This window comes from Marinococcus salis, assembly GCF_054971365.1.
In genome coordinates this window covers 156,605-176,833 of sequence record NZ_JBQOJB010000003.1, presented here as the reverse complement: position 1 = coordinate 176,833, position 20,229 = coordinate 156,605, and the positions used below count along the sequence as shown (strand labels likewise).

Below are 20,229 nucleotides of genomic sequence, written 5' to 3'. Positions count from 1 at the left end.
AACCTGCGCGAAGGGGGACGGGATGTTGATTAAACGATTTATGCCAAATGAATATCTGCCAAGTGTTCTGGATCTCGACTTAGAACACCTGCGTGAAAATAACATTAAAGGCATTATTACTGACTTAGACAATACTCTTGTAGAATGGGACCGGCCGGATATAACAACGGAGCTTGACGATTGGTTTTTCTTTTTGCGGGAGCAGGGGTTCCAGGTGACAATTGTATCCAACAATTCAGAGCACCGCGTCCGGTCATTTTCAGAACCTAATGGTATCCATTTTATTCACTCAGCTAAAAAGCCAATGGGACGGGCGTTTCGTAAAGCGACCAGGCGAATGGGGCTGAAAAAGCATGAAGTCGTTGTAGTCGGTGACCAGGTGCTGACAGATGTGTTCGGCGGAAACCGGGCCGGATTTTATACTGTATTAGTCGTACCAGTGGCCCAAAGCGATGGTTTCCTGACAAAAATCAACAGGAAAGTAGAACGCCGGGTAATGAAACGGTTAAAAGATAGAGGATTAATTCAATGGGAGGACCAACAATGACCGAAGAGCTGCATTGCGCCGGATGCGGGGCGCCTATTCAAAATGAGGATAAAAATAAAGCGGGGTACATCCCAACATCAGCGCTAGTAGACAGAGCGACAGTGATCTGCCAGCGTTGTTTTCGTTTGAAGCATTATAATGAAGTCCAGGACGTGGATATGGAAGATCAGGATTTCCGTAATAAATTGCACGAGCTTGGCAACAAGCAAGCACTTATTGTGAAAATTGTTGATGTGTTTGATTTTGAGGGCAGCTGGATCCCGGGATTTCAAAGGTATATCGGAAACAATCCAGTGCTGCTCATGGTCAACAAAACAGATCTGCTGCCGCATTCCGTAAATGAAAACAGGCTCCTTCACTGGATTCGCCGCCAGGCAAAGGAACAGGGGTTAAAGCCGAAGGATGTCGTTTTGCTGAGCGCTAAAAATAAACAGGGAATCAGGGAAGCTGCCTCACGCCTTGAAGAATTAAGGAAAGGCAGAGATGTGTATGTCACAGGATGTACGAACGTTGGTAAGTCCACCTTTATTAACGCCTTGATTGCCGAATTTGGTGAAAACGAAGAACAAGACATTACTACCTCTCATTTTCCCGGCACAACGCTTGATATGATTGAAATTCCTTTAGATGACCAGACAAGCCTGTATGATACGCCGGGGCTTATTAATGATAAGCAGTTTGGGCGTAAAAGAAGTCTTCAGGAACGGAAGGAATTTATCCCGGAGAAAGAATTAAAACCAAAGGTCTACCAGCTTGAAAGCGGACAGACGATATTTATCGGCGGTTACGTGCGCATGGACTTTGTTGAAGGAGACTCTAATTCATTTGTTGTGTTTATGTCCAACCGCCTTCCGGTCCACCGCACGAAACAGGAGAACGCTGACCGTCTTCATCCGGACAGAGTCGGAGATGTATTGAAGCCGCCGTACCGGGTGGAGGATGCACCGGAATTAACGAAACACCGTATAGAAATTAAAGAAGAAAAAACAGATATTGTGGTACAGGGACTCGGATGGATTACAGTGACGAAGCCTCACGCTTCGGTGGATATTTACGTGCCGGTCGGTACAGGGGTATCAAAGCGGGAGGCGGTGATTTAAATGCCGAAGACGCTGCTTGGCTTAATCGGCCATCCGCTTGGCCATTCGCTCTCTCCGCAAATGCACAATGAGCAGTTTAGACGGCTTGGACTGGATGGATACTATCATTTGTTTGATACACCGACAGAAGAACTGCAGGAAAGCGTACAGGCGCTCCGACAGCTCGGGACTGCAGGCTTTAACATTACTATTCCTTACAAAGTCAGCGTGATGGCCTATATTGACAGGGTCGATTCGTCGGCCGAACGGATTGGTGCAGTGAACACGGTCGTAAGAGAAAACGAAGAGCTTGTCGGATATAATACAGACGGGGAGGGGTACCTGGAATCTTTACTGGCCGTACGTTCATTGGAACAAATAAAAAATGCAAATATCCTGGTGATCGGAGCAGGCGGGGCGGCACGCGCGGTGTGCTATGCGCTAAGTCTCCGGCGTCCTAACAACATTATTCTCGTGAACCGGACGCAGGAAAAGGCAGAACAGCTGAAAAGCCACCTTGAGGATATAGCGTCCATCGAAGTGGTGCCGAAAGAAGAAGCAGAAAGCAGGAATTCTGAATACGATATATTGATTAATACGACTTCAATTGGGATGAGTCCTGAGACGGACCGGTCTCCGTGGCCTTTAAAAAATGTCAAAACTTCTGCGCTGTGCAGTGATCTTATTTACAACCCGTGGGAAACCAGATGGCTGAAGGAAGCCCAGAAGGCTGGCCTTGACACCTTGAACGGAAGTGGAATGTTTGTTAACCAGGGAGCACTTGCATTTAAATATTGGACGGGTCAGGAACCGGACCGTAAAGCGATGCACTCTCTCGTCGAAAACCATCTAAAAGGAGAACATAATGCTGAATAATAAACAAAAACGTGCCCTGCGCAGAGAAGCGCACTCATTAAAACCGCTTTTCCAAATTGGAAAAGAAGGCATGAACGAGCAGATTATTACTCATGTAGATGAAGCTATTGAAAAAAGAGAAATTTTAAAAGTGAATCTGCTGCAGAACTGTATGGAAGATAAACATGAAGTGGCGGCCGAGCTTGCCGAAGGCACAGGTTCAGAAGTAGTACAGGTGATCGGGAGCACGATCGTGTTGTACCGGAGATCGAAAGACAATCCTGGGATTGAACTTCCAAAGTAAACAAGGAGACCTGCTATGAGTGAACGTATAGGCCTGTTTGGAGGCACATTTGACCCACCGCATTTAGCTCATCTAATTATGGCAGAAGAGGCAAAGAACGCACTGGATTTGGATGAAGTCTGGTTTATACCAGTGCATACGCCCCCGCATAAACAGAGAGAAAATATGATTTCCGGGGAAGAACGTCTGGCGCTTGTGGAAGCAGCGATTAAAGATAACCCGGATTTTCGGACTTCTTCCGTGGAGCTTGAGCGTGGCGGCGCTTCGTATACAATTGATACCGTGCGGTACTTTAGGCAGCAGGCACCGGAAACAGATTTTTTCTTTTTAATCGGCGGTGACATGGCAGATCAGATGGATAAATGGAAAGATATTGAAGAACTGCGCGGCCTGGTCGAATTTATATTTGTGAACCGTCCGGGTTACAACGCCCACAAGCCTTCATGGCTGAAGCAGGTGGAGGCTCCTACAATGCACGTTTCTTCTTCGATGATACGCCGCCGGCTCAGGGACGGAGAAACCGTTCGTTATATTGTGCCGGATAATGTATTAAAAGAGATTGAGAGGAAAAAGCTGTATGGACAAAAGTAAAGCTCTTCAAATCGTCAAAGAACAATTGACAGAGAACAGGTACAAGCATACACTCGGTGTGCGTGAGACCGCGCTATATTTGGCAAAACGCTTTAATATCGATTATAATAAAGTTGAGATAGCAGCTATTTTGCATGACTATGCTAAATACCGGCCGGTCGAAGAAATGCGCGAACTGCTCCGGGGGAAAGAAGAAGCCGCGAGGTTTATTGCTTACGGAGATGAACTGCTTCACGCTCCTGCCGGTGCTTATTTCATTCAAACAGAAGCAGGTGTCGCCGATGGTGATATTGTTTCTTCTATTTATTGGCACACCACTGGAAAGCCTAATATGACTGCCTATGAAAAGGTGCTTTTTTTAGCAGATTATATAGAACCAAACCGGACATTTCCCGGAGTGGAAGAGGTCCGGGAGACAGCAGAAAAAGATATAGATGCTGCTATCGTGATGGCTCTTGGCAATACGATTCAGTTTTTAATTTCAAAAAATGTTCCTGTATTTCCAGAGACGCTTGCTGCCTATAACGATCTGGTGATGGAACGTAAATAATGGAGGTCTGTAGATGAACGAAAAGGAACTGCTTGAATTAGCGGTACAAACTGCTGACAGCAAAAATGCACATGATATCGTGGCAATGGATATGAGAGGCATCTCGCCGGTCGCAGACTATTTTGTGATTGGACACGGCACATCCGAAAAACAGGTACAGGCGATTGCGACAGAGTTAAAAAAAGCTGCGCATAAGCAGGGCCTTGATGTACAGAGGCTTGAAGGCTACAACGAAGCCAAGTGGGTGCTGATCGATCTCGGAGACGTGGTCGTCCACATTTTTCATGAAGATGAACGAAATTACTACAACCTCGAAAAACTATGGGGAGATGCCGCATATGTAGAGCTTGAAACGGTGCTCTCCCAGTAATAATGCATGCCTGAAAGGCCTGATTTTTCAGGCCTTTTTCTAATTTAACCGAAAGGGGGAACTCGGGATGGATGATTCAATGTACAATGGCTTTGCCGAAGTATATGACCGGCTGATGGATGACGCCCCGTATCAAGCCTGGAAGGATGCTGTAATACAGGAAGCACCAAGCAAAAGCGTCAAAATGCTCGAGCTTGGATGCGGAACCGGAGAGATTATGAAACATCTGTATGGGGAAGGCTTCCGGTTGGATGGTATGGATCTTTCTGCCGACATGCTTGCAGTAGCTGCACAGAAATGGGGTTTATCAGATGAAAAGCCTGTATTGTTTCATCAGGACATGAGGGTTCTGGAGGCACCTGATACGTATCAGCTCATTTATTGTTTTTGTGATTCCCTGAACTATTTAACGGCGCCGGAAGATGTTAAAAATACCTTTGCTGGGGTGTACAGCCATCTTGAAGCGGAAGGAGTTTTTATGTTTGATGTCCATTCCATTCACTACATAGAAGACATACTGGCTGAAGTTTCTTTTGCAGACAATGATGAGGAAATTTCTTTTATCTGGGATGTGTATCCATCAGAGCAAAACTGGGAAGTTGAGCATGAACTGACGATTTTTTCAAAAAATATAGACGGCACCTATAACCGATACGATGAAGACCACGTGCAGCGGACGTTTGCTATTAATGAATACAAGGAGTGGCTGGAAGAAGCCGGTTTTTCAAATATTCGCATTACGGCAGATTTCACAGCTGATTTTCCAAACGAACAAAGCGAGCGCATATTTTTTGTAGCTAAAAAACAGACAAATGGTGTAAAATAATGTAATATATAGAAATTACCCCCTCTTATACTGGGAGCGCCTGCTCCCTTCACTCCTTCCCTGATTTTTTCTTACCCATTGAGCAAACAAAATAGAATTTGGAGTTGATGCTGTCCTTGATGACCCGTTGGAAATTAATTGCAGTCAGCGCCGGCGGTGCCGTGTGTTTTGGAATTATGTTTCTACTATTCTGGAGTGGTCTGCCCCGCGAACAGTCAGCAACGCAGGAGCCTGTGCCGTGGGAGAGTCATTCTGAAGAAATAAACCAGGAGGAAATGTCCACGGGCGCTTCTGTTGAAAAAGAGGAAGAGCCGGAAAAAAAGGTTCAGGTGGATGTAAAAGGAGAAGTGAAGGCTCCTGGTGTTTATGTGCTCCAGGCAGACGAAAGAGTCAAGGAAGCGGTTCAAAAGGCTGGTGGGGCGACAGACAATGCGGATATGCTTCAGGTGAACCTGGCAGAAAAAATAGAGGACGAGATGGTTATTCACATTCCCGGTGAAGGAGAGGAGCCTCTTAATGCGCCGCCTGAAGAAAGCAGTGCAGATACGGCAATGGTGAATGTGAACGAAGCGGAGCAGACGGATTTAGAGACCATACCAGGAATAGGCCCGGCAAAAGCCGCAGCTATTTTAAGCTATCGTGAGGAAAATGGCTCCTTTGAAACGATTGAGGATTTATCCAACGTCAGCGGAATAGGGGAAAAAACGGTGGAGCAGCTCCAAGATTACATTTCTCTCTAATATTTACTTTTCGAAATAGTCTGATAAAGTTAAGAAAGGTATATTAATAATTTGAAAGAAAGGAGCTTTACCGTGGAAGAACATAAAGACTGGAAACTTGAGACGCTCTCCGTACATGCCGGCCAGACTCCCGATCCGGCTACCAATGCAAGAGCAGTACCTATTTATCAAACCACTTCCTATGAATTCAATGATACCGATCATGCTGCAAACTTATTCGGTCTTCAGGAGTTCGGGAATATTTATACCCGTATCATGAACCCGACCTCTGACGTGTTTGAAAAGCGAATGGCTGCTCTGGACGGCGGTATTGGAGCGCTTGCAACTGCAAGCGGCAGTTCTGCCATTCATATTGCCGTTTTAAATATCTGTAGCGCGGGAGATGAAATTGTTGCTTCAAGCGGCTTGTACGGCGGTACGTACAACATGTTTATGCATACGCTCCCGAAGATGGGCATTCATGTGCATTTAGTGGAGGGGACGGATCCAAAAGCATACGAAGAAAAGATAAATGAAAACACAAAATTAATATTCAGCGAAATTATAGGAAATCCTAATGGCAATGTGCTCGATATTGAAGAGGTGGCAGCAGTGGCGCATGATAACGGCCTGCCGTTAGTCGTGGATGCTACCACAGTTACGCCAGTTTTATGCCGGCCCATTGATTACGGAGCAGACATCGTGGTGCATTCTGCTACAAAATTTATCGGAGGCCATGGCACGACTATTGGCGGAGTGATTGTCGACAGTGGAAAGTTCAACTGGGAGAACGGTAAATTTCCCGGTCTGACAGAACCGGATCCGAGCTATCACGGCGTCGTATTTACTGAAGCAGCCGGGGAGATGGCTTATATTTTAAAAGCGCGGGTACAGCTGCTGCGTGATTTAGGGCCCGCTATTTCACCAATGAACTCTTTTTTGCTTCTCCAGGGGCTTGAAACGCTTCACCTGCGAATGGAACGTCATTGCGAAAATGCCGAAAAGGCAGCGGCGTTTTTAGAGCAGCATGAGCTGGTGGACTGGGTGAACTACCCAGGGCTTTCTTCGCATGATACGTACGCTACAGCGGAAAAATACTTGCCTAAAGGAAAGGGGGCCATTCTAACCTTTGGTATAAAAGGCGGCCTCGCTGAAGGAAAAAAATTCATTGAAGCGTGCAATTTGCACTCGCACGTAGCGAATGTCGGAGACGCCAAGTCTTTAGTTATTCATCCGGCGAGTACAACGCACCAGCAGCTTTCTGAAGAAGACCAGCGTGCAGCAGGTGTATCTTCAGACCTTATCCGGCTCTCGGTCGGAATAGAGCATATCGACGACATTCTCCGCGATTTAGAAAAAGCTCTCCACGAAAGCCAGAAATAAACCTCGAACGCTAAAGCCTGCCTCCACGGGCAGGCCCTTTCTTTTTCTTTTCCCGACGTACTATTTAACAATTATGGGGAGGTGGATGCAATCCCCGTTCTTTGGATACTTATATCTATGACAGCCCCGGCCGCGATGGTACTCCGCGGAGACTTATGGGCGTGGGGGGCCATTTGGCTGTGCTTCGGCGCCGGATGGATAATTGTCAGGCGCTTTTGGATGCTTGCTGCCGGAGCAGCGTTGATGTTGATTTTTGCTGGCAGCTCCCTGTACTGGACTGCGCATAATGATTCGGCTTTAGACGGCACAGAAACAAAAATCACGGGTACCGTGTCATCGCCGCTGACGTATGACGGCGGGAGGGCCCGGTTTGATCTGCGCACGGATCAAGAGGAACATATACCGGTTACGTGGTGGTTTGAGACGGAAGAAGAAATGCAGCAAAGCAAACGACTGCTTCCCGGAGACCGTTGCCAGTGGGCCGGGGAGCTGCGTAAACCGGGGACAGCTGGCAATCCAGGGGCCTTCAGCTATAAGACCTACCTGTATTGGAACAAGATACACTGGCTGTTTACGGTGGAAAACGGCCAGGAGATAAAATGTTTTAACCAATCCACGGGAGTGGTGGACACGCTGCAGCGGCTGAGGGCCCAGCAGGTACAGCGGATGGATAATTTTTTTCCGGAACAGGCTGGCGGATTGGCAGCTTCACTGCTGTTTGGAGAACGTGCTTCAATGACCGGAGAGGTTGAAGAAGCTTATCGCTCGCTCGGTCTCATTCATGTGCTTGTAGTGTCCGGCATGCACGTCGCTATCGTAAGCGGGGCTGCATTTTTTCTTTTGAAACGAATTGGCATGACAAAGGAACGTTCCTATACTATTGTACTTTGCCTTCTGCCTGTGTACGCTGTTTTGACCGGAGGGGCTCCATCAGTGCTTCGTGCATCGATTGCTGCGGGGATTTTCATTGCCTGGCAGAAATGGGGGCCGCCCGGTCAGCGTTTGGATCCGGCGGTGATTCTTCTGGCTGTCATGGGAGCTATGCTTTTCTTTAACCCAGGCTATCTTTTTCATATTGGGTTTCAGCTTTCCTTTTTATTGAGCGGGCATCTACTTTTATGCCGGAAAAAGATGGCGGCCATGGGCAAGTGGACGAATATGGCATGGGTCGCTGGTTCTTCAATGCTTGTTTCTCTCCCGATTGTATTATGGAACTTTTACCAATTCTCCCTCTGGAATGTAATGATTAATTTTCTATTCACCCCGGTTCTTCTACTTCTTGTTCTCCCATTTTTATTTTTAAATTATCTTCTCTCGTTTTTCCTTGCCTCTCCTCCTGAAGTATTTTCCATAATGTTCTCAGGTATCGAATGGATGCACGCCCTTTTTATTTATTTGTCCGGCATGTCTTGGTCTACAGTACTTCTAGGAAAACCGGGAGCTGTTTTTACTATCGTATATGCAGCAGGCTGCACAGTGTTTGTAGCTGCTTGGAATAGGGGGATGCGAAGACAAGCACTATATCTGTCAGCAGCAGCCATGCTTGCCGCTGTTGGCTGGCAGTGGGTGGCTCCTTATACAGAGAGCCGGGGGACAGTGACTTATCTTGATGTCGGACAGGGAGACAGCACAGTTATAGAGCTTCCCTACCGGCGCGGAGTGGTTGTGGTTGATGGAGGCGGCCGGGTTAGTTTTAATGAGGTGGAGTGGGAGCAGCAGGAAAAGCCATTTGACCCTGGTGAAGCAGTCGTCGCTGAATATCTAAAATACCGGGGTATCCGGCATTTGGATACAGTAGTAGCAACGCACGGGGATGCTGACCATGTGAACGGCCTGAAATATTTGATGGAGCATGTGCCGACGGGGGAACTATGGTATGGCAGAAGCACTCACTACGAACCTGAAGAGCTGGAGCTTTTAGCAGAATTTGACGAGCATACTGACATCAGGCTGGTTGAAGGCGGGGAAACGTACCAGATCGGAGGCACGTCCTTCTATGTGTTGCATCCCCGCGGGGAATGGAAAGACAAAAACGACCGTTCTGTGGTGTTGTATTTTGAGCTTGGCGAAAAAAGGTGGCTGTTGACAGGAGACGTTTCCGCCGAACAGGAAAAACGGATGATACAGAATTATCCCGGCCTCCGGGCTGATATTTTAAAAACTGGCCATCATGGCAGCAGCACCTCCACGTCCCGGGATTTTGTGGAAGCGTTGGAGCCGGAGCACGCGGTCATATCGGCTGGCTACTGCAACCGTTTTGGACACCCGCATCCTGAGCCGCTCGAGATACTTGAAAGGGCAGGGATAAATATATGGCGTACTGATCTTCAAGGAGCCATCCAGTTTACTGTTTTCCCCAGGGAAGAGCCAGGCATACATACGGTGCGTAAAGAAATGCTTCCGGCGTGCAAGTAACTCAGAGTTTCTCATAGGAAAGAAAAAGAAAATACGATAAAATAGAAAAAGAATACGTTCGGAAAGTGTGAGCAGATGGATTATATAACGATGGAAAAAAAGGTACAGCAGGAGGAAGTGCAGCCGTTTTACCTTTTGCAGGGCGAAGAAAGCTATATGATTCAGGATATTCAGCAGAAAATTATCGGTAAAGCGCTGGCAGAAGGAGAGAAAGAATTTAACCTGTCCACGTTTGATATGCGTGAAACGCCAATCGAAATTGCTGTAGAAGAGGCGGAAACCCTCCCTTTTTTCGGGGAGCGGAGAGTGATTGTGCTGAAAAACTGTTATTTTTTAACGGGGGCAAGAGAAAAAGAGAAGGTAGAGCATAAAATCGAAGCGCTTGAGACCTATGCTAGGCAGCCAAACCCGACTACCGTGTTAATACTGTCCGCGCCCTATGAAAAGCTTGACGCCAGAAAGAAAGTAGTTAAAGAAATAAAAAAACAGGCGGTGGTGCTCGAAGCAGCAGCCGCCGGCGAAGAGACAATGAAAAAATGGATGCAGCAGTTTAACCAGGCCCACCAGCTTGTGATGAGCCGGGAAGTTATGGACCGTTTCATTGCTCTTGCCGGCAAAGACCTTTTGATGCTTGCCGAAGAGGCGAAAAAGCTGCAGCTCTATACCGGCAGCGGGGAAGTAACGATGGAGACAGTAGATAAATTGGTTCCGCGATCGCTTGAGGACAATGTGTTTGAACTGGTGGATGCTGTAGTCAAGGGCCAGGCAAAAACAATGCTGCGTATATATTACGACCTGCTCAAGCAGGGAGAAGAGCCGATTAAAATTCTGGCGCTGCTTGCCAGGCAGATCCGTATCATTTATCACGTAAAAAACCTGAAGCAGCAGGGCTATTCGCGAAAACGCATGGCTGGGTCGATTAAAATCCATCCGTACGCGGTGCAGCTGGCTGAAAAGCCGGCGGCAGCATTTTCCCACGCGTACCTTCAGGAGGCCATGAAGCTGCTGAGTGCCACAGATTACCAGATGAAAGCAGGAAAAATGGATAAGCAGCTCGCACTGGAACTCTGTTTTATGAAGCTTGTTTCAGGGCAGAAAATTGGACAATAAAAAAACGACTCGGGCCCGAGTCGTTTTATCCTTATTGTGCTACTGCGCTTAGGCGCTTGTGCATTCTGGATTTAGCGCGGTTGGCCGCGTTTTTGTGAATCATGTTTTTGCTCGCTGCTTTGTCTACTTTCTTCATCGCGAGCGCGTAAGAATTCTTCGCAGCATCAATGTTGTTTGCATCGATGTTTTTGTCGAATTCTTTAATAGCCGAACGCATGGAAGAACGGAAAGCCTGCTGCTTCACACGTTGATTTTCGTTAATAATCACGCGCTTTTTTGCGGATTTAATATTTGCCATGGTGGTCACCTCCTTTAGTTACCGGTCATTTCTTTTATCAGCACAAAAGGATTCTATCAAAAATCACGACTAAGCGCAAGATTCAGCAGCAAAGAGTTAAATGGAGGAAATTTTCAGAATTAAAGCGAAGTGAACGCGAACGTTGAAGGAAAGGCGGGGCATTGCTATAATAGACGTTAGTCTCTGCGAACGGAACGCACGGCAAAGTAGTAATAACAGGAGTGATCGAATCAATGAAAGAGCATGAAAAACTTGAGCGCCAGAAGCGCATTCGTAACTTTTCGATCATCGCCCATATTGATCACGGGAAATCGACGCTTGCTGACCGGATTTTAGAATCGACCAGCGCGTTGACCCAGCGTGAAATGAAGGCCCAGATGCTGGATGCGATGGATTTAGAAAGAGAACGCGGTATTACGATTAAACTTAATTCTGTACAGCTGAAATATACACATACAGATGGAGTGGAATACATTTTTCACCTTATCGATACGCCGGGACACGTCGACTTTTCCTATGAAGTGTCGCGGAGCCTGGCAGCCTGTGAAGGGGCTCTTTTAATAGTAGACGCCGCCCAGGGCATTGAAGCCCAGACGCTTGCCAACGTGTACCTGGCCCTCGATAACGATCTGGAAATTCTGCCTGTTATCAATAAAGTGGACCTGCCGAGCGCCGAACCTGACCGGGTGAAACAGGAAGTGGAAGACGTTATCGGCCTGGACGCTTCGGAGGCAGTGCTTGCCTCGGCAAAGGATGGACTCGGAACAGAAGAAATTTTAAAGCAGATCGTGGAAAAAGTCCCGCCTCCGCAGGGAGACCCCTCGGCTCCGCTGCAGGGTATGATTTTTGACTCCGTCTATGATACGTATCGCGGGGTTATTGCCTATATCCGGATTAAAGAAGGAACGGTCAAGCCTGGGGAAAAAATCCGGATGATGCAGACGGGAAAAGAATTCGAAGTTTCGGATGTCGGGGTTTTTAATCCTAAACCTGTATCCTGCGATGAACTGACAGTGGGAGACGTTGGATTTTTGATTGCCGGCATCAAAAACGTCGGTGATTCGAGGGTGGGCGATACAATTACAAACGCCCACAACCCGGCTGCAGAACCTCTTCCGGGATACAAACGCATGAATCCGATGGTTTTCTGCGGCCTGTTTCCGACAGATGCAAGCAAATATAACGCCCTCCGGGACGCGCTCGAACGGCTCGAGCTTAACGACAGCTCGCTGCAGTTTGAAGCAGAAACGTCCCAGGCGCTAGGATTCGGTTTCCGCTGCGGGTTTCTTGGCCTGCTGCACATGGAAATTATTCAGGAGCGCATCGAGCGCGAATATAATATTGAACTGATTACTACCGCCCCGAGCGTCATTTATCACGTGCAGATGGTGGACGGGGAAATGAAGGAAATTGACAATCCTTCCAATATGCCCGACGCCCAGCAGGTGGAATGGGTGGAAGAACCGTTTGTGAAAGCGACTGTCATGGTGCCAAATGATTACGTGGGCGCCGTCATGGAGCTTTGCCAGGCCAAACGCGGAGAATTTAAAGATATGCAGTATATGGATGATACGCGTGTAAATATCGTTTACGATCTTCCGTTAACCGAAATTGTTTATGATTTTTTCGATCAGCTGAAATCGCAGACGAAAGGATATGCTTCGTTTGATTATGAATTTATCGGCTTTAAAGAGAGCAATCTCGTGAAAATGGATATATTGTTAAACGGCGAAAATGTCGATGCACTGTCTGTTATTGTTCACCGGGAGGCAGCCTACGAACGCGGAAAAGCTATCGTTGAAAAATTAAAGGATTTAATTCCGCGCCAACAGTTTGAAGTGCCGGTGCAGGCGACGATTGGAAAAAGCGTCATTGCCCGTTCAACGATCAAAGCCATGAGGAAAAACGTTTTGTCGAAATGTTATGGCGGCGACATTACGCGGAAGCGCAAACTGCTTGAAAAGCAGAAGGAAGGTAAAAAACGCATGAAAAGCGTTGGAAAAGTAGATGTTCCGCAGGAAGCATTTATGTCTGTATTAAAGATGGATAAAGACTAAGCAAAGCGGCTGCCTTCCGGGCGGCCTTTGCTTTTTCTATAAATAAGGAGAGAAAAACGTGGCCAAAGGATTGTACGTCCACATCCCTTTTTGCGAATACATTTGTTATTACTGTGATTTTAATAAATTTCTCATTAACAATCAGCCGGTGGATAAATATTTAGAAGCGCTGGACCAGGAGCTTGCTTCTTATAAGATGGATCAGCTGCAGACGGTCTATATCGGCGGGGGTACACCGACTGCACTTTCAGTCGAACAGGTGGAGAAGCTGATGCAGATCGTGAGCCGGCACGTTCCGGTGTCCCAGTTGAAAGAGTACACGGTGGAAGTGAATCCAGGAGATGTTGGGGAAGAGAAGCTGTCACTGCTAAAGGCAGGTAAAGTCGACCGGTTGAGCATTGGTGTCCAGACGTTCCATGACACCCAGCTAAACAAGATTGGCCGGGGGCATTCAGCGGAAGAAGCGAAAGAAACGGTCCAGGCCGCCAGAAAGTCCGGATTTGATAACATTTCTATTGATTTAATGTTCGGGCTGCCGGGACAGACAATGAAGGACTGGGAAGAAACGCTTGATGAAGCGATGGCGCTTGCCCCCCCGCACGTATCGGCTTACTCTCTGAAAATTGAAAAGCAGACCCGGTTTTATAACTGGTGGAGGGAAGGGAAGATCGCACCGCTTCCGGAAGAAGAGGAAGCGGACATGTATGAACTGCTCGTGGCTCGCCTTGAAAATTATGGGCTGCAGGCTTATGAAATCAGCAATTTTGCGCGTGCGGGGCACAGCAGCCGCCACAACCGGATATACTGGCAGAATGAAGAGTACATTGGGGCTGGGGCCGGGGCTCATGGATATATTAATGGCGTGCGCTATGCTAACGTTAAACCGCTGAACCACTATATCCAGGCAGTTCAGGAAAAAGGCAATCCAGTCCAGTCAACGCATCCAGTGACGAGAAAAGAGCAGATCGAAGAAGAAATGTTTCTCGGGCTTCGTCTATACGAGGGTGTGTCTACGGAACGTTTTTATCAGAAATACGGCTGCACAGTCGAAGATATATATCCGGAAAGCATTCAGGAAGCAAAGCAGAAAGGATGGCTGGCAGAAGCAGACGGCTATCTGTTTTTAACGGAAGAAGGAAAACTGCTCGGCAATGAAGTGTTTACGTTATTTTTGTTGGACGAGGAGCCCGAAAATAATTGACAAAGCAAAAATCCTTTGATAGCTTATAAAATAGATTTAGCACTCGGGTAAAACGAGTGCTAACAGAGGAGAATGTGTAATGCTTACCGATCGACAATTACTCATTTTGCAATCGATCATTGAAGATTATATTCAATCGGCTGAGCCTGTGGGTTCAAGAAGCATCTCCAAAAAAAACAGCATTACGTTCAGTCCGGCCACTATCCGTAACGATATGGCGGATTTGGAGGAGCTCGGTTTTTTAGAAAAAACCCACAGCTCATCCGGACGCATTCCTTCCCAAAAAGCTTACCGGCTCTACGTGGACCGTCTGCTGCTTCCGTACCGGTTCAGTGAGCCTGAAATGAACAATATTCAATCACTTTTTGCTGGCAAAATACTCGAAGCTGAAGAAGCAGTGAAGGAAACAGCGGGGATATTGTCTGAGCTGACAAGCTATGCCTCTATTGTGCTTGGCCCGGAGATGTTTGAATCCAGGCTCAGGCAGATTCAGATTGTTCCGATCGGAAAAGCAGCTGCTGTTGCTGTCATTGTAACGGATACAGGCTATGTGGAAAACCACACGGTAGCTCTTCCCCCCTCTCTCGAAGCAGGAGAGCTCGAACAAATTACGAATATTTTAAACGAACGCCTGCGGGGCATTCCGCTTTATCAGCTGCAGCGGGCGTTGTTCTCTGAAGTAAGGGACCTTCTGAAAAAGTATGTGCTTAACTATGAAGCAGCTCTTTCATTTACAGAAGAAGCTCTGCGCAAGTCAAGGCATGAAAAAATCTTTTACGGAGGAAAGACCAACCTGCTTAACCAGCCGGAATTTAAAGACGTGGACCGTGTGCGGGCGCTGCTTGAATTAATGGAGGAAGAGCATTTGATCCATGAGCTCTTAAAGCCAACCATGAATGGAATGACAATTAGGATCGGCCAGGAAAATACGAATGAAGCGTTTGAACACTGCAGTATTATTTCTGCCACCTATTCTCTTGCTGGGAAGCCGGTCGGAACCATTGGCATTGTAGGGCCGACAAGGATGGAATACCAAAAAGTCATAACCCTTATCAACCATCTTTCCTACGGACTGTCAAATGTGTTGGATGACTTGTACCGGAGAGACTCTTAATGATAGTATTTGTTATTGGTTGATGAACTTAATAAAGAGCCGGATAAAATGTAGCTCTGAACGATAGCAACAGCATTTATGGAGGTGGCGCAGGTGAGCGAAAAGAACAAACAGCAGGAACAAGAAAAAAATGAACAAGAAACACCGAATGAAGAAGTAACAGAAGAAGATGTTGAAATCATCGAACCTGAAGATGTTGAGGAAGATGAACTGGAAGAAGAAACAGGGTCGCGTGAAGCGGAACTCGAAAAAGAAGTAGAGGAATGGAAAAACCGTGCTCTTCGCGCGCAGGCCGATCTAGAAAACGTGCGCCGCAGAGCAAAAGCGGAAAAAGAAGAGGACGCCAAATACCGGGTTCAGCCTCTTGCAGAGGAGCTTCTGCCGGTAATGGATAACTTCGAAAGAGCGATGCAGACCCAGCCGGATAATGAAAGTGCCCAGTCATTTATTGACGGCATGGCTATGGTTTACAATCAATTCCGGACCGCGCTTGAACAGCAGGGAGTAGAAGAAATCCCGGCACAGGGCGAATACTTTGACCCAACCATTCACCAGGCTGTCATGCAGGCTGACGAAGAAGGGTTTGAGTCCAATCAGATTGTGGAAGAAATGCAGAAGGGATACAGACTGAAAGATCGTGTACTGCGCCCTTCAATGGTAAAAGTGAACAACTAATAATTCATATATAGAGTACTGTATAGGAGGAAGAAAAATGAGTAGAACAATTGGCATTGACTTAGGTACAACAAACTCCTGCGTAGCCGTTATGGAAGGCGGCGAAGCACAGGTTATTCCGAATCCGGAAGGCAACCGCACAACTCCTTCAGTTGTAGCGTTCAAAGACGGAGAACGTCAGGTTGGGGAAGTGGCAAAGCGCCAGTCCATCACAAACCCTAACACGATCAGTTCCATCAAGCGTCACATGGGCACAGATTATAAGGTGGAAATCGAAGGCAAAGAATACAATCCGCAGGAAGTTTCTGCGATTATTCTTCAAAAATTGAAGTCTGATGCTGAAAGCTATCTTGGCGAAACTGTTACAAACGCGGTTATTACAGTGCCGGCTTACTTTAACGACTCCCAGCGTCAGGCTACAAAAGACGCCGGCCGCGTTGCAGGTCTTGAAGTAGACCGGATTGTCAACGAGCCGACAGCAGCAGCGCTTGCATACGGGCTGGAAAAAGAAGAGGATCAGACGATTCTCGTGTTTGACCTTGGCGGCGGTACATTTGACGTTTCCATTCTTGAGCTTGGCGAAGGCTTTTTCGAAGTGCGTTCCACGTCCGGCGACAATAAGCTTGGCGGCGATGACTTTGACCAGGTAATTATCGATCATTTGGTGGATGAATTCCGTAAAGAAAATGGCATTGACCTTTCCCAGGATAAAATGGCTGTCCAACGTTTAAAAGATGCAGCTGAAAAAGCGAAGAAAGATCTTTCCGGCGTTACGCAGACCCAAATTTCCCTGCCGTTTATTACAGCAGATCAAAGCGGGCCGAAGCACCTCGAGCTTACACTGACACGCGCCAAGTTTGATGAGCTTTCCTCGAAGCTGGTTGAACGCACAATGGGACCTACAAGACAGGCAATGAAAGACGCCGGTCTCAGTGCTTCCGAAGTGGATAAAGTCATCCTTGTTGGTGGTTCCACCCGTATTCCAGCTGTACAGGAAGGAATTAAAAACTTAACCGGTAAAGAACCACACAAAGGGGTTAACCCGGATGAAGTGGTAGCCGTAGGTGCTGCCGTGCAGGCAGGCGTCCTCACTGGTGACGTAAAAGACGTTGTGCTTCTCGACGTTACACCGCTTTCGCTTGGTATCGAAACAATGGGCGGAGTGACGACGAAACTAATCGATCGGAACACTACGATCCCGACAAGTAAGTCCCAAACGTTCTCCACAGCGGCAGATAACCAGCCTTCCGTGGATATTCATGTGCTTCAGGGTGAGCGTGAAATGGCTGCGGACAATAAAACACTTGGCCGGTTCCAGTTGACGGATATTCCACCGGCTCCGCGCGGTGTGCCTCAAATCGAAGTTACTTTTGATATTGACGCCAACGGTATTGTGAATGTGCGTGCGAAAGATCTTGGCACAAACAAAGAGCAGTCCATTACCATCACTTCTTCTTCCGGCCTCTCTGAAGAAGAAATTGAACAAATGGTAAAAGATGCTGAAGAAAACGCGGAAGAAGACAAAAAGCGTAAAGAAGAAGTAGAAGTACGCAACGAAGCGGACCAGCTCGTCTTCACTACCGAAAAAACATTGAGCGATCTCGGTGAAAACGTAACAGAGGAAGAAAAACAACAGGCAGAAGACGCAAAAGAAAAAGTAAAAACGGCGCTTGAAGGCGAAGATATTGAAGCTATTCGCACAGCGAAAGACGAGCTTCAGGAAATCGTTCAGCAGCTCACAACCAAAATGTACGAGCAGGCAGCGCAACAGGCTCAGCAGGAGCAGGGCGAAGCCGGCGGCGAAAGCAGTGAAGACACTGTAGACGCTGAGTACGAAGACGTTAATGATGACAATGACAACAACAAAAACAGCTAACGATCTGTAGCGCTGATGAATGGGGCTGTCCCGAATAGTGGTCACTTGACTGCTTCTATTCAAGGGGATAGCCCCTTCTTTCTGTAAAGAATATGTTTTTCAGATTGAAGCGTCTTCTTGTAGAATGATAAGATAACACGTATGGACAAGAGCGAGGAGTGAAGATGAACGATGAGTAAACGCGATTATTATGACGTGCTTGGCGTCAGCAAAGACGCAGATGAGCAGGAAATAAAAAAAGCATATAGAAAACTGGCGCGCCAGTATCACCCGGACGTCAACAAAGAAGACGACGCCGAAGAAAAATTTATTGAAATCAAAGACGCCTACGATACATTAAGCGATCCACAGAAGCGTTCAAATTACGATCGTTTCGGCCATGAAGATCCTAATCAGGGCTTTGGCGGCGGTGGTGGAGCTGGCGGTTTTGGCGGCGGCTTCGGCGATATTTTCGATATGTTTTTCGGCGGCGGTGCTTCCAGAGATCCAAATGCTCCGAGACAGGGCGCGGATCTGCAGTATACAATGACGCTCACCTTTAAAGAAGCAGCTTTCGGCAAGGACACAGAAATTGAAATTCCAAAAGAAGAAAACTGTGAAACGTGTGGCGGCGACGGCGCGAAGCCGGGAACTGAAAAAAGAACATGTCGCCAGTGCGGTGGCCAAGGCCAGATGAACGTAGAACAGAATACGCCGTTTGGACGTGTCGTGAACCGGCGCGTATGTGACCGTTGCAGCGGCTCCGGCGTCGAAGTGGAGGAAAAATGTCCTACGTGTAATGGAAACGGACGCATCCGCCGGAACAAAAAGATTAATATTCACATTCCGGAGGGCGTCGACCACGGCCAGCAGATCCGCGTGAGCGGACAGGGCGAGCCTGGTGCAAACGGCGGACCGCCAGGCGACCTGTTTGTTGTATTCAACGTACAACCGCATGAGTTCTTTGAACGTGACGGAGACGACGTCTACTGTGAAATGCCGCTTACATTTGTTCAGGTAACGCTTGGTGATGAAATTGAAGTGCCGACACTGCGCGGGAAAGTGAAACTGAAAATACCGGCAGGTACACAGTCCGGCACGAAATTCCGCCTCCGTAATAAAGGTATTAGTAATGTACACGGCCGCGGGCAGGGCGACCAGCATGTCAAAGTCCAGGTAGTGACACCGAAAAAATTAACGGACCGCCAGAAAGAGCTGCTGCGGGAATTTGCAGAAATCAGCGGCGATGAAGAGACCGATGAACAGCACGGAAATTTCTTTGACCGCGTGAAACGGGCTTTTCGTGGAGAGTAAAAGAGAGGAGCAGGCTTATGAATTGGATTGAAATTTCTGTCCACACCACCCAGGAAGCAATTGACCCTGTTTCATTTGTGCTTCAGGAAGCAGGAGCGAGCGGAGTGGTGATTGAAGATTCGGCCGACCTGGAGCGTGAATGGGAAGAGGCGGAAGATGAATGGTTTATGCTTTCTGAAGATAATTATCCGGATGAAGGCACGCTCGTGAAGGCCTACCTTCCAATGACAAGCTACGTCACCGATACTGTGGAGGAAATCAAGCAATCCATTAACGAACTGCTCCTTTACGATATTGATTTAGGACGAAACCAGGTGGTGCTCAAAGAGATTGCCGAGGAGGACTGGGCAGAGGCGTGGAAAAAATATTACAAGCCTGTCCAGATCACGAATAAAATCACTATTGTGCCTTCCTGGGAAGAGTACGAAAAAAAGAGCAGTGAAAAAATCATTACGCTTGATCCGGGCATGGCATTTGGTACCGGCACCCATCCGACAACCGTACTCAGCATGCAGGCTCTTGAAGAGTATACACGTCCGGGAGATGCGGTGCTGGATGTAGGGACCGGTTCCGGCGTGCTTGCTATAGGAGCCTCCTTGTTTGAAGCGGGAGAGATTCTTGCGCTCGATCTCGATGAAGTGGCTGTCAGAAGTGCGAAAGAAAATATTAGCCGTAACGGTATGGCAGAAAAGATCACTGTGGCTCAATCGGATCTGCTGGAATACCAATCAATGCAGGCAGATATCATTGTAGCTAATATTTTAGCGCCAATTATTATCCGCCTCGCGGAAGATGCGTTCAGCTCTCTTCAACCGGATGGTGTGTTTATTACTTCAGGCATCATTGAAAGCAAACGTACAGATGTTGAGCAGGCTCTGACGGAAGCGGGTTTCGTTATTGAGGATGTGCGGGCAGTCGAAGACTGGCTGTGCATTATCGCCCGCCGTCCGCAGGCGTTATAAAGGA

Annotated in this window: 20 protein-coding genes; 19 read left to right on the top strand and 1 reads right to left on the bottom strand. The window is 47.5% G+C overall.

Annotated features, from left to right (window positions below):
• The first annotated feature begins 22 nt into the window (after positions 1 to 22).
• The 12 genes from ACTTK6_RS04290 (at position 23) to holA (ending at position 10,749) form a co-directional block, all read left to right on the top strand.
• Entirely contained in the window at positions 23 to 547 is a 525-nt protein-coding gene (locus ACTTK6_RS04290) for a YqeG family HAD IIIA-type phosphatase (RefSeq protein WP_079476874.1), read from the top strand.
• On the top strand, positions 544 to 1,647 hold the full coding sequence (gene yqeH / locus ACTTK6_RS04285) for a ribosome biogenesis GTPase YqeH (RefSeq protein WP_462832780.1): 1,104 nt from the start codon (positions 544 to 546) through the stop codon (positions 1,645 to 1,647). Before ACTTK6_RS04290 ends, yqeH begins: the two co-directional genes overlap by 4 nt.
• Positions 1,648 to 2,502: a shikimate dehydrogenase gene (aroE, locus tag ACTTK6_RS04280; RefSeq protein ID WP_462832779.1), complete on the top strand. Its 855-nt coding sequence runs from the start codon at positions 1,648 to 1,650 to the stop codon at positions 2,500 to 2,502.
• On the top strand, positions 2,492 to 2,785 hold the full coding sequence (gene yhbY, locus ACTTK6_RS04275) for a ribosome assembly RNA-binding protein YhbY (protein WP_079476871.1): 294 nt from the start codon (positions 2,492 to 2,494) through the stop codon (positions 2,783 to 2,785). Before aroE ends, yhbY begins: the two co-directional genes overlap by 11 nt.
• Before the next feature lie 15 nt (positions 2,786 to 2,800).
• Positions 2,801 to 3,376, top strand: a complete 576-nt coding sequence (locus tag ACTTK6_RS04270; protein WP_462832778.1) for a nicotinate-nucleotide adenylyltransferase — start codon at positions 2,801 to 2,803, stop codon at positions 3,374 to 3,376.
• On the top strand, positions 3,363 to 3,926 hold the full coding sequence (gene yqeK, locus ACTTK6_RS04265; RefSeq protein ID WP_079476869.1) for a bis(5'-nucleosyl)-tetraphosphatase (symmetrical) YqeK: 564 nt from the start codon (positions 3,363 to 3,365) through the stop codon (positions 3,924 to 3,926). Before ACTTK6_RS04270 ends, yqeK begins: the two co-directional genes overlap by 14 nt.
• A gap of 13 nt (positions 3,927 to 3,939) precedes the next feature.
• Positions 3,940 to 4,296 carry a ribosome silencing factor gene (gene rsfS / locus ACTTK6_RS04260; protein WP_079476868.1) on the top strand — a complete coding sequence of 119 codons (357 nt, stop codon included), beginning with the start codon at positions 3,940 to 3,942 and terminating at the stop codon, positions 4,294 to 4,296.
• 67 nt (positions 4,297 to 4,363) lie between these two features.
• Complete coding sequence (locus tag ACTTK6_RS04255; RefSeq protein WP_462832777.1) at positions 4,364 to 5,122, top strand: class I SAM-dependent DNA methyltransferase; 759 nt, start codon at positions 4,364 to 4,366, stop codon at positions 5,120 to 5,122.
• A 119-nt stretch (positions 5,123 to 5,241) separates the two neighbouring features.
• Positions 5,242 to 5,862 carry a helix-hairpin-helix domain-containing protein gene (locus ACTTK6_RS04250; RefSeq protein WP_462832835.1) on the top strand — a complete coding sequence of 207 codons (621 nt, stop codon included), beginning with the start codon at positions 5,242 to 5,244 and terminating at the stop codon, positions 5,860 to 5,862.
• A 72-nt stretch (positions 5,863 to 5,934) separates the two neighbouring features.
• Positions 5,935 to 7,224: a homocysteine synthase gene (locus ACTTK6_RS04245; protein WP_462832776.1), complete on the top strand. Its 1,290-nt coding sequence runs from the start codon at positions 5,935 to 5,937 to the stop codon at positions 7,222 to 7,224.
• Between the two features lie 117 nt (positions 7,225 to 7,341).
• A complete protein-coding gene (locus tag ACTTK6_RS04240) occupies positions 7,342 to 9,639 on the top strand; it encodes a DNA internalization-related competence protein ComEC/Rec2 (RefSeq protein WP_462832774.1) in 2,298 nt (765 codons plus the stop codon).
• A gap of 90 nt (positions 9,640 to 9,729) precedes the next feature.
• Positions 9,730 to 10,749 (top strand): DNA polymerase III subunit delta, encoded by a 1,020-nt coding sequence (gene holA, locus ACTTK6_RS04235; RefSeq protein WP_179124136.1) that lies wholly within the window; start codon positions 9,730 to 9,732, stop codon positions 10,747 to 10,749.
• A gap of 31 nt (positions 10,750 to 10,780) precedes the next feature.
• Here the strand turns inward: holA and rpsT are convergent, their stop codons facing one another.
• Positions 10,781 to 11,047, bottom strand: coding sequence for a 30S ribosomal protein S20 (gene rpsT / locus ACTTK6_RS04230; RefSeq protein ID WP_022794935.1), 267 nt, complete (start codon positions 11,045 to 11,047; stop codon positions 10,781 to 10,783).
• Positions 11,048 to 11,280: 233 nt separating this feature from the next.
• Here rpsT and lepA point away from each other — a divergent pair, with 233 nt between their 5' ends.
• The 7 genes from lepA to prmA all read left to right on the top strand — a co-directional run bounded on the left by lepA (position 11,281) and on the right by prmA (position 20,225).
• Positions 11,281 to 13,104: a translation elongation factor 4 gene (gene lepA / locus ACTTK6_RS04225; protein WP_094907975.1), complete on the top strand. Its 1,824-nt coding sequence runs from the start codon at positions 11,281 to 11,283 to the stop codon at positions 13,102 to 13,104.
• Between the two features lie 58 nt (positions 13,105 to 13,162).
• Entirely contained in the window at positions 13,163 to 14,305 is a 1,143-nt protein-coding gene (gene hemW / locus ACTTK6_RS04220; protein ID WP_462832772.1) for a radical SAM family heme chaperone HemW, read from the top strand.
• 79 nt (positions 14,306 to 14,384) lie between these two features.
• On the top strand, positions 14,385 to 15,419 hold the full coding sequence (gene hrcA / locus ACTTK6_RS04215; protein WP_079476861.1) for a heat-inducible transcriptional repressor HrcA: 1,035 nt from the start codon (positions 14,385 to 14,387) through the stop codon (positions 15,417 to 15,419).
• Positions 15,420 to 15,512: 93 nt separating this feature from the next.
• Positions 15,513 to 16,094 carry a nucleotide exchange factor GrpE gene (grpE, locus tag ACTTK6_RS04210; protein ID WP_233133215.1) on the top strand — a complete coding sequence of 194 codons (582 nt, stop codon included), beginning with the start codon at positions 15,513 to 15,515 and terminating at the stop codon, positions 16,092 to 16,094.
• Between the two features lie 37 nt (positions 16,095 to 16,131).
• On the top strand, positions 16,132 to 17,970 hold the full coding sequence (gene dnaK, locus ACTTK6_RS04205; protein WP_094907972.1) for a molecular chaperone DnaK: 1,839 nt from the start codon (positions 16,132 to 16,134) through the stop codon (positions 17,968 to 17,970).
• A gap of 171 nt (positions 17,971 to 18,141) precedes the next feature.
• Positions 18,142 to 19,263 carry a molecular chaperone DnaJ gene (gene dnaJ, locus ACTTK6_RS04200; protein ID WP_079476858.1) on the top strand — a complete coding sequence of 374 codons (1,122 nt, stop codon included), beginning with the start codon at positions 18,142 to 18,144 and terminating at the stop codon, positions 19,261 to 19,263.
• Between the two features lie 17 nt (positions 19,264 to 19,280).
• Positions 19,281 to 20,225, top strand: coding sequence for a 50S ribosomal protein L11 methyltransferase (gene prmA, locus ACTTK6_RS04195; protein WP_079476857.1), 945 nt, complete (start codon positions 19,281 to 19,283; stop codon positions 20,223 to 20,225).
• The last annotated feature ends 4 nt before the right edge of the window (positions 20,226 to 20,229 follow it).

Coding starts and splice junctions, on each gene's coding strand:
- holA (WP_179124136.1), top strand. CDS start 9,730: ATGGAAAAAAAGGTACAGCAGGAGGAAGTGCAGCCGTTTTACCTTTTG.
- dnaK (WP_094907972.1), top strand. CDS start 16,132: ATGAGTAGAACAATTGGCATTGACTTAGGTACAACAAACTCCTGCGTA.
- ACTTK6_RS04290 (WP_079476874.1), top strand. CDS start 23: ATGTTGATTAAACGATTTATGCCAAATGAATATCTGCCAAGTGTTCTG.
- prmA (WP_079476857.1), top strand. CDS start 19,281: ATGAATTGGATTGAAATTTCTGTCCACACCACCCAGGAAGCAATTGAC.
- aroE (WP_462832779.1), top strand. CDS start 1,648: ATGCCGAAGACGCTGCTTGGCTTAATCGGCCATCCGCTTGGCCATTCG.
- ACTTK6_RS04240 (WP_462832774.1), top strand. CDS start 7,342: ATGACAGCCCCGGCCGCGATGGTACTCCGCGGAGACTTATGGGCGTGG.
- lepA (WP_094907975.1), top strand. CDS start 11,281: ATGAAAGAGCATGAAAAACTTGAGCGCCAGAAGCGCATTCGTAACTTT.
- yqeH (WP_462832780.1), top strand. CDS start 544: ATGACCGAAGAGCTGCATTGCGCCGGATGCGGGGCGCCTATTCAAAAT.
- dnaJ (WP_079476858.1), top strand. CDS start 18,142: ATGAGTAAACGCGATTATTATGACGTGCTTGGCGTCAGCAAAGACGCA.
- yqeK (WP_079476869.1), top strand. CDS start 3,363: ATGGACAAAAGTAAAGCTCTTCAAATCGTCAAAGAACAATTGACAGAG.
- yhbY (WP_079476871.1), top strand. CDS start 2,492: ATGCTGAATAATAAACAAAAACGTGCCCTGCGCAGAGAAGCGCACTCA.
- hrcA (WP_079476861.1), top strand. CDS start 14,385: ATGCTTACCGATCGACAATTACTCATTTTGCAATCGATCATTGAAGAT.
- ACTTK6_RS04270 (WP_462832778.1), top strand. CDS start 2,801: ATGAGTGAACGTATAGGCCTGTTTGGAGGCACATTTGACCCACCGCAT.
- rpsT (WP_022794935.1), bottom strand. CDS start 11,047: ATGGCAAATATTAAATCCGCAAAAAAGCGCGTGATTATTAACGAAAAT.
- ACTTK6_RS04250 (WP_462832835.1), top strand. CDS start 5,242: ATGACCCGTTGGAAATTAATTGCAGTCAGCGCCGGCGGTGCCGTGTGT.
- rsfS (WP_079476868.1), top strand. CDS start 3,940: ATGAACGAAAAGGAACTGCTTGAATTAGCGGTACAAACTGCTGACAGC.
- ACTTK6_RS04255 (WP_462832777.1), top strand. CDS start 4,364: ATGGATGATTCAATGTACAATGGCTTTGCCGAAGTATATGACCGGCTG.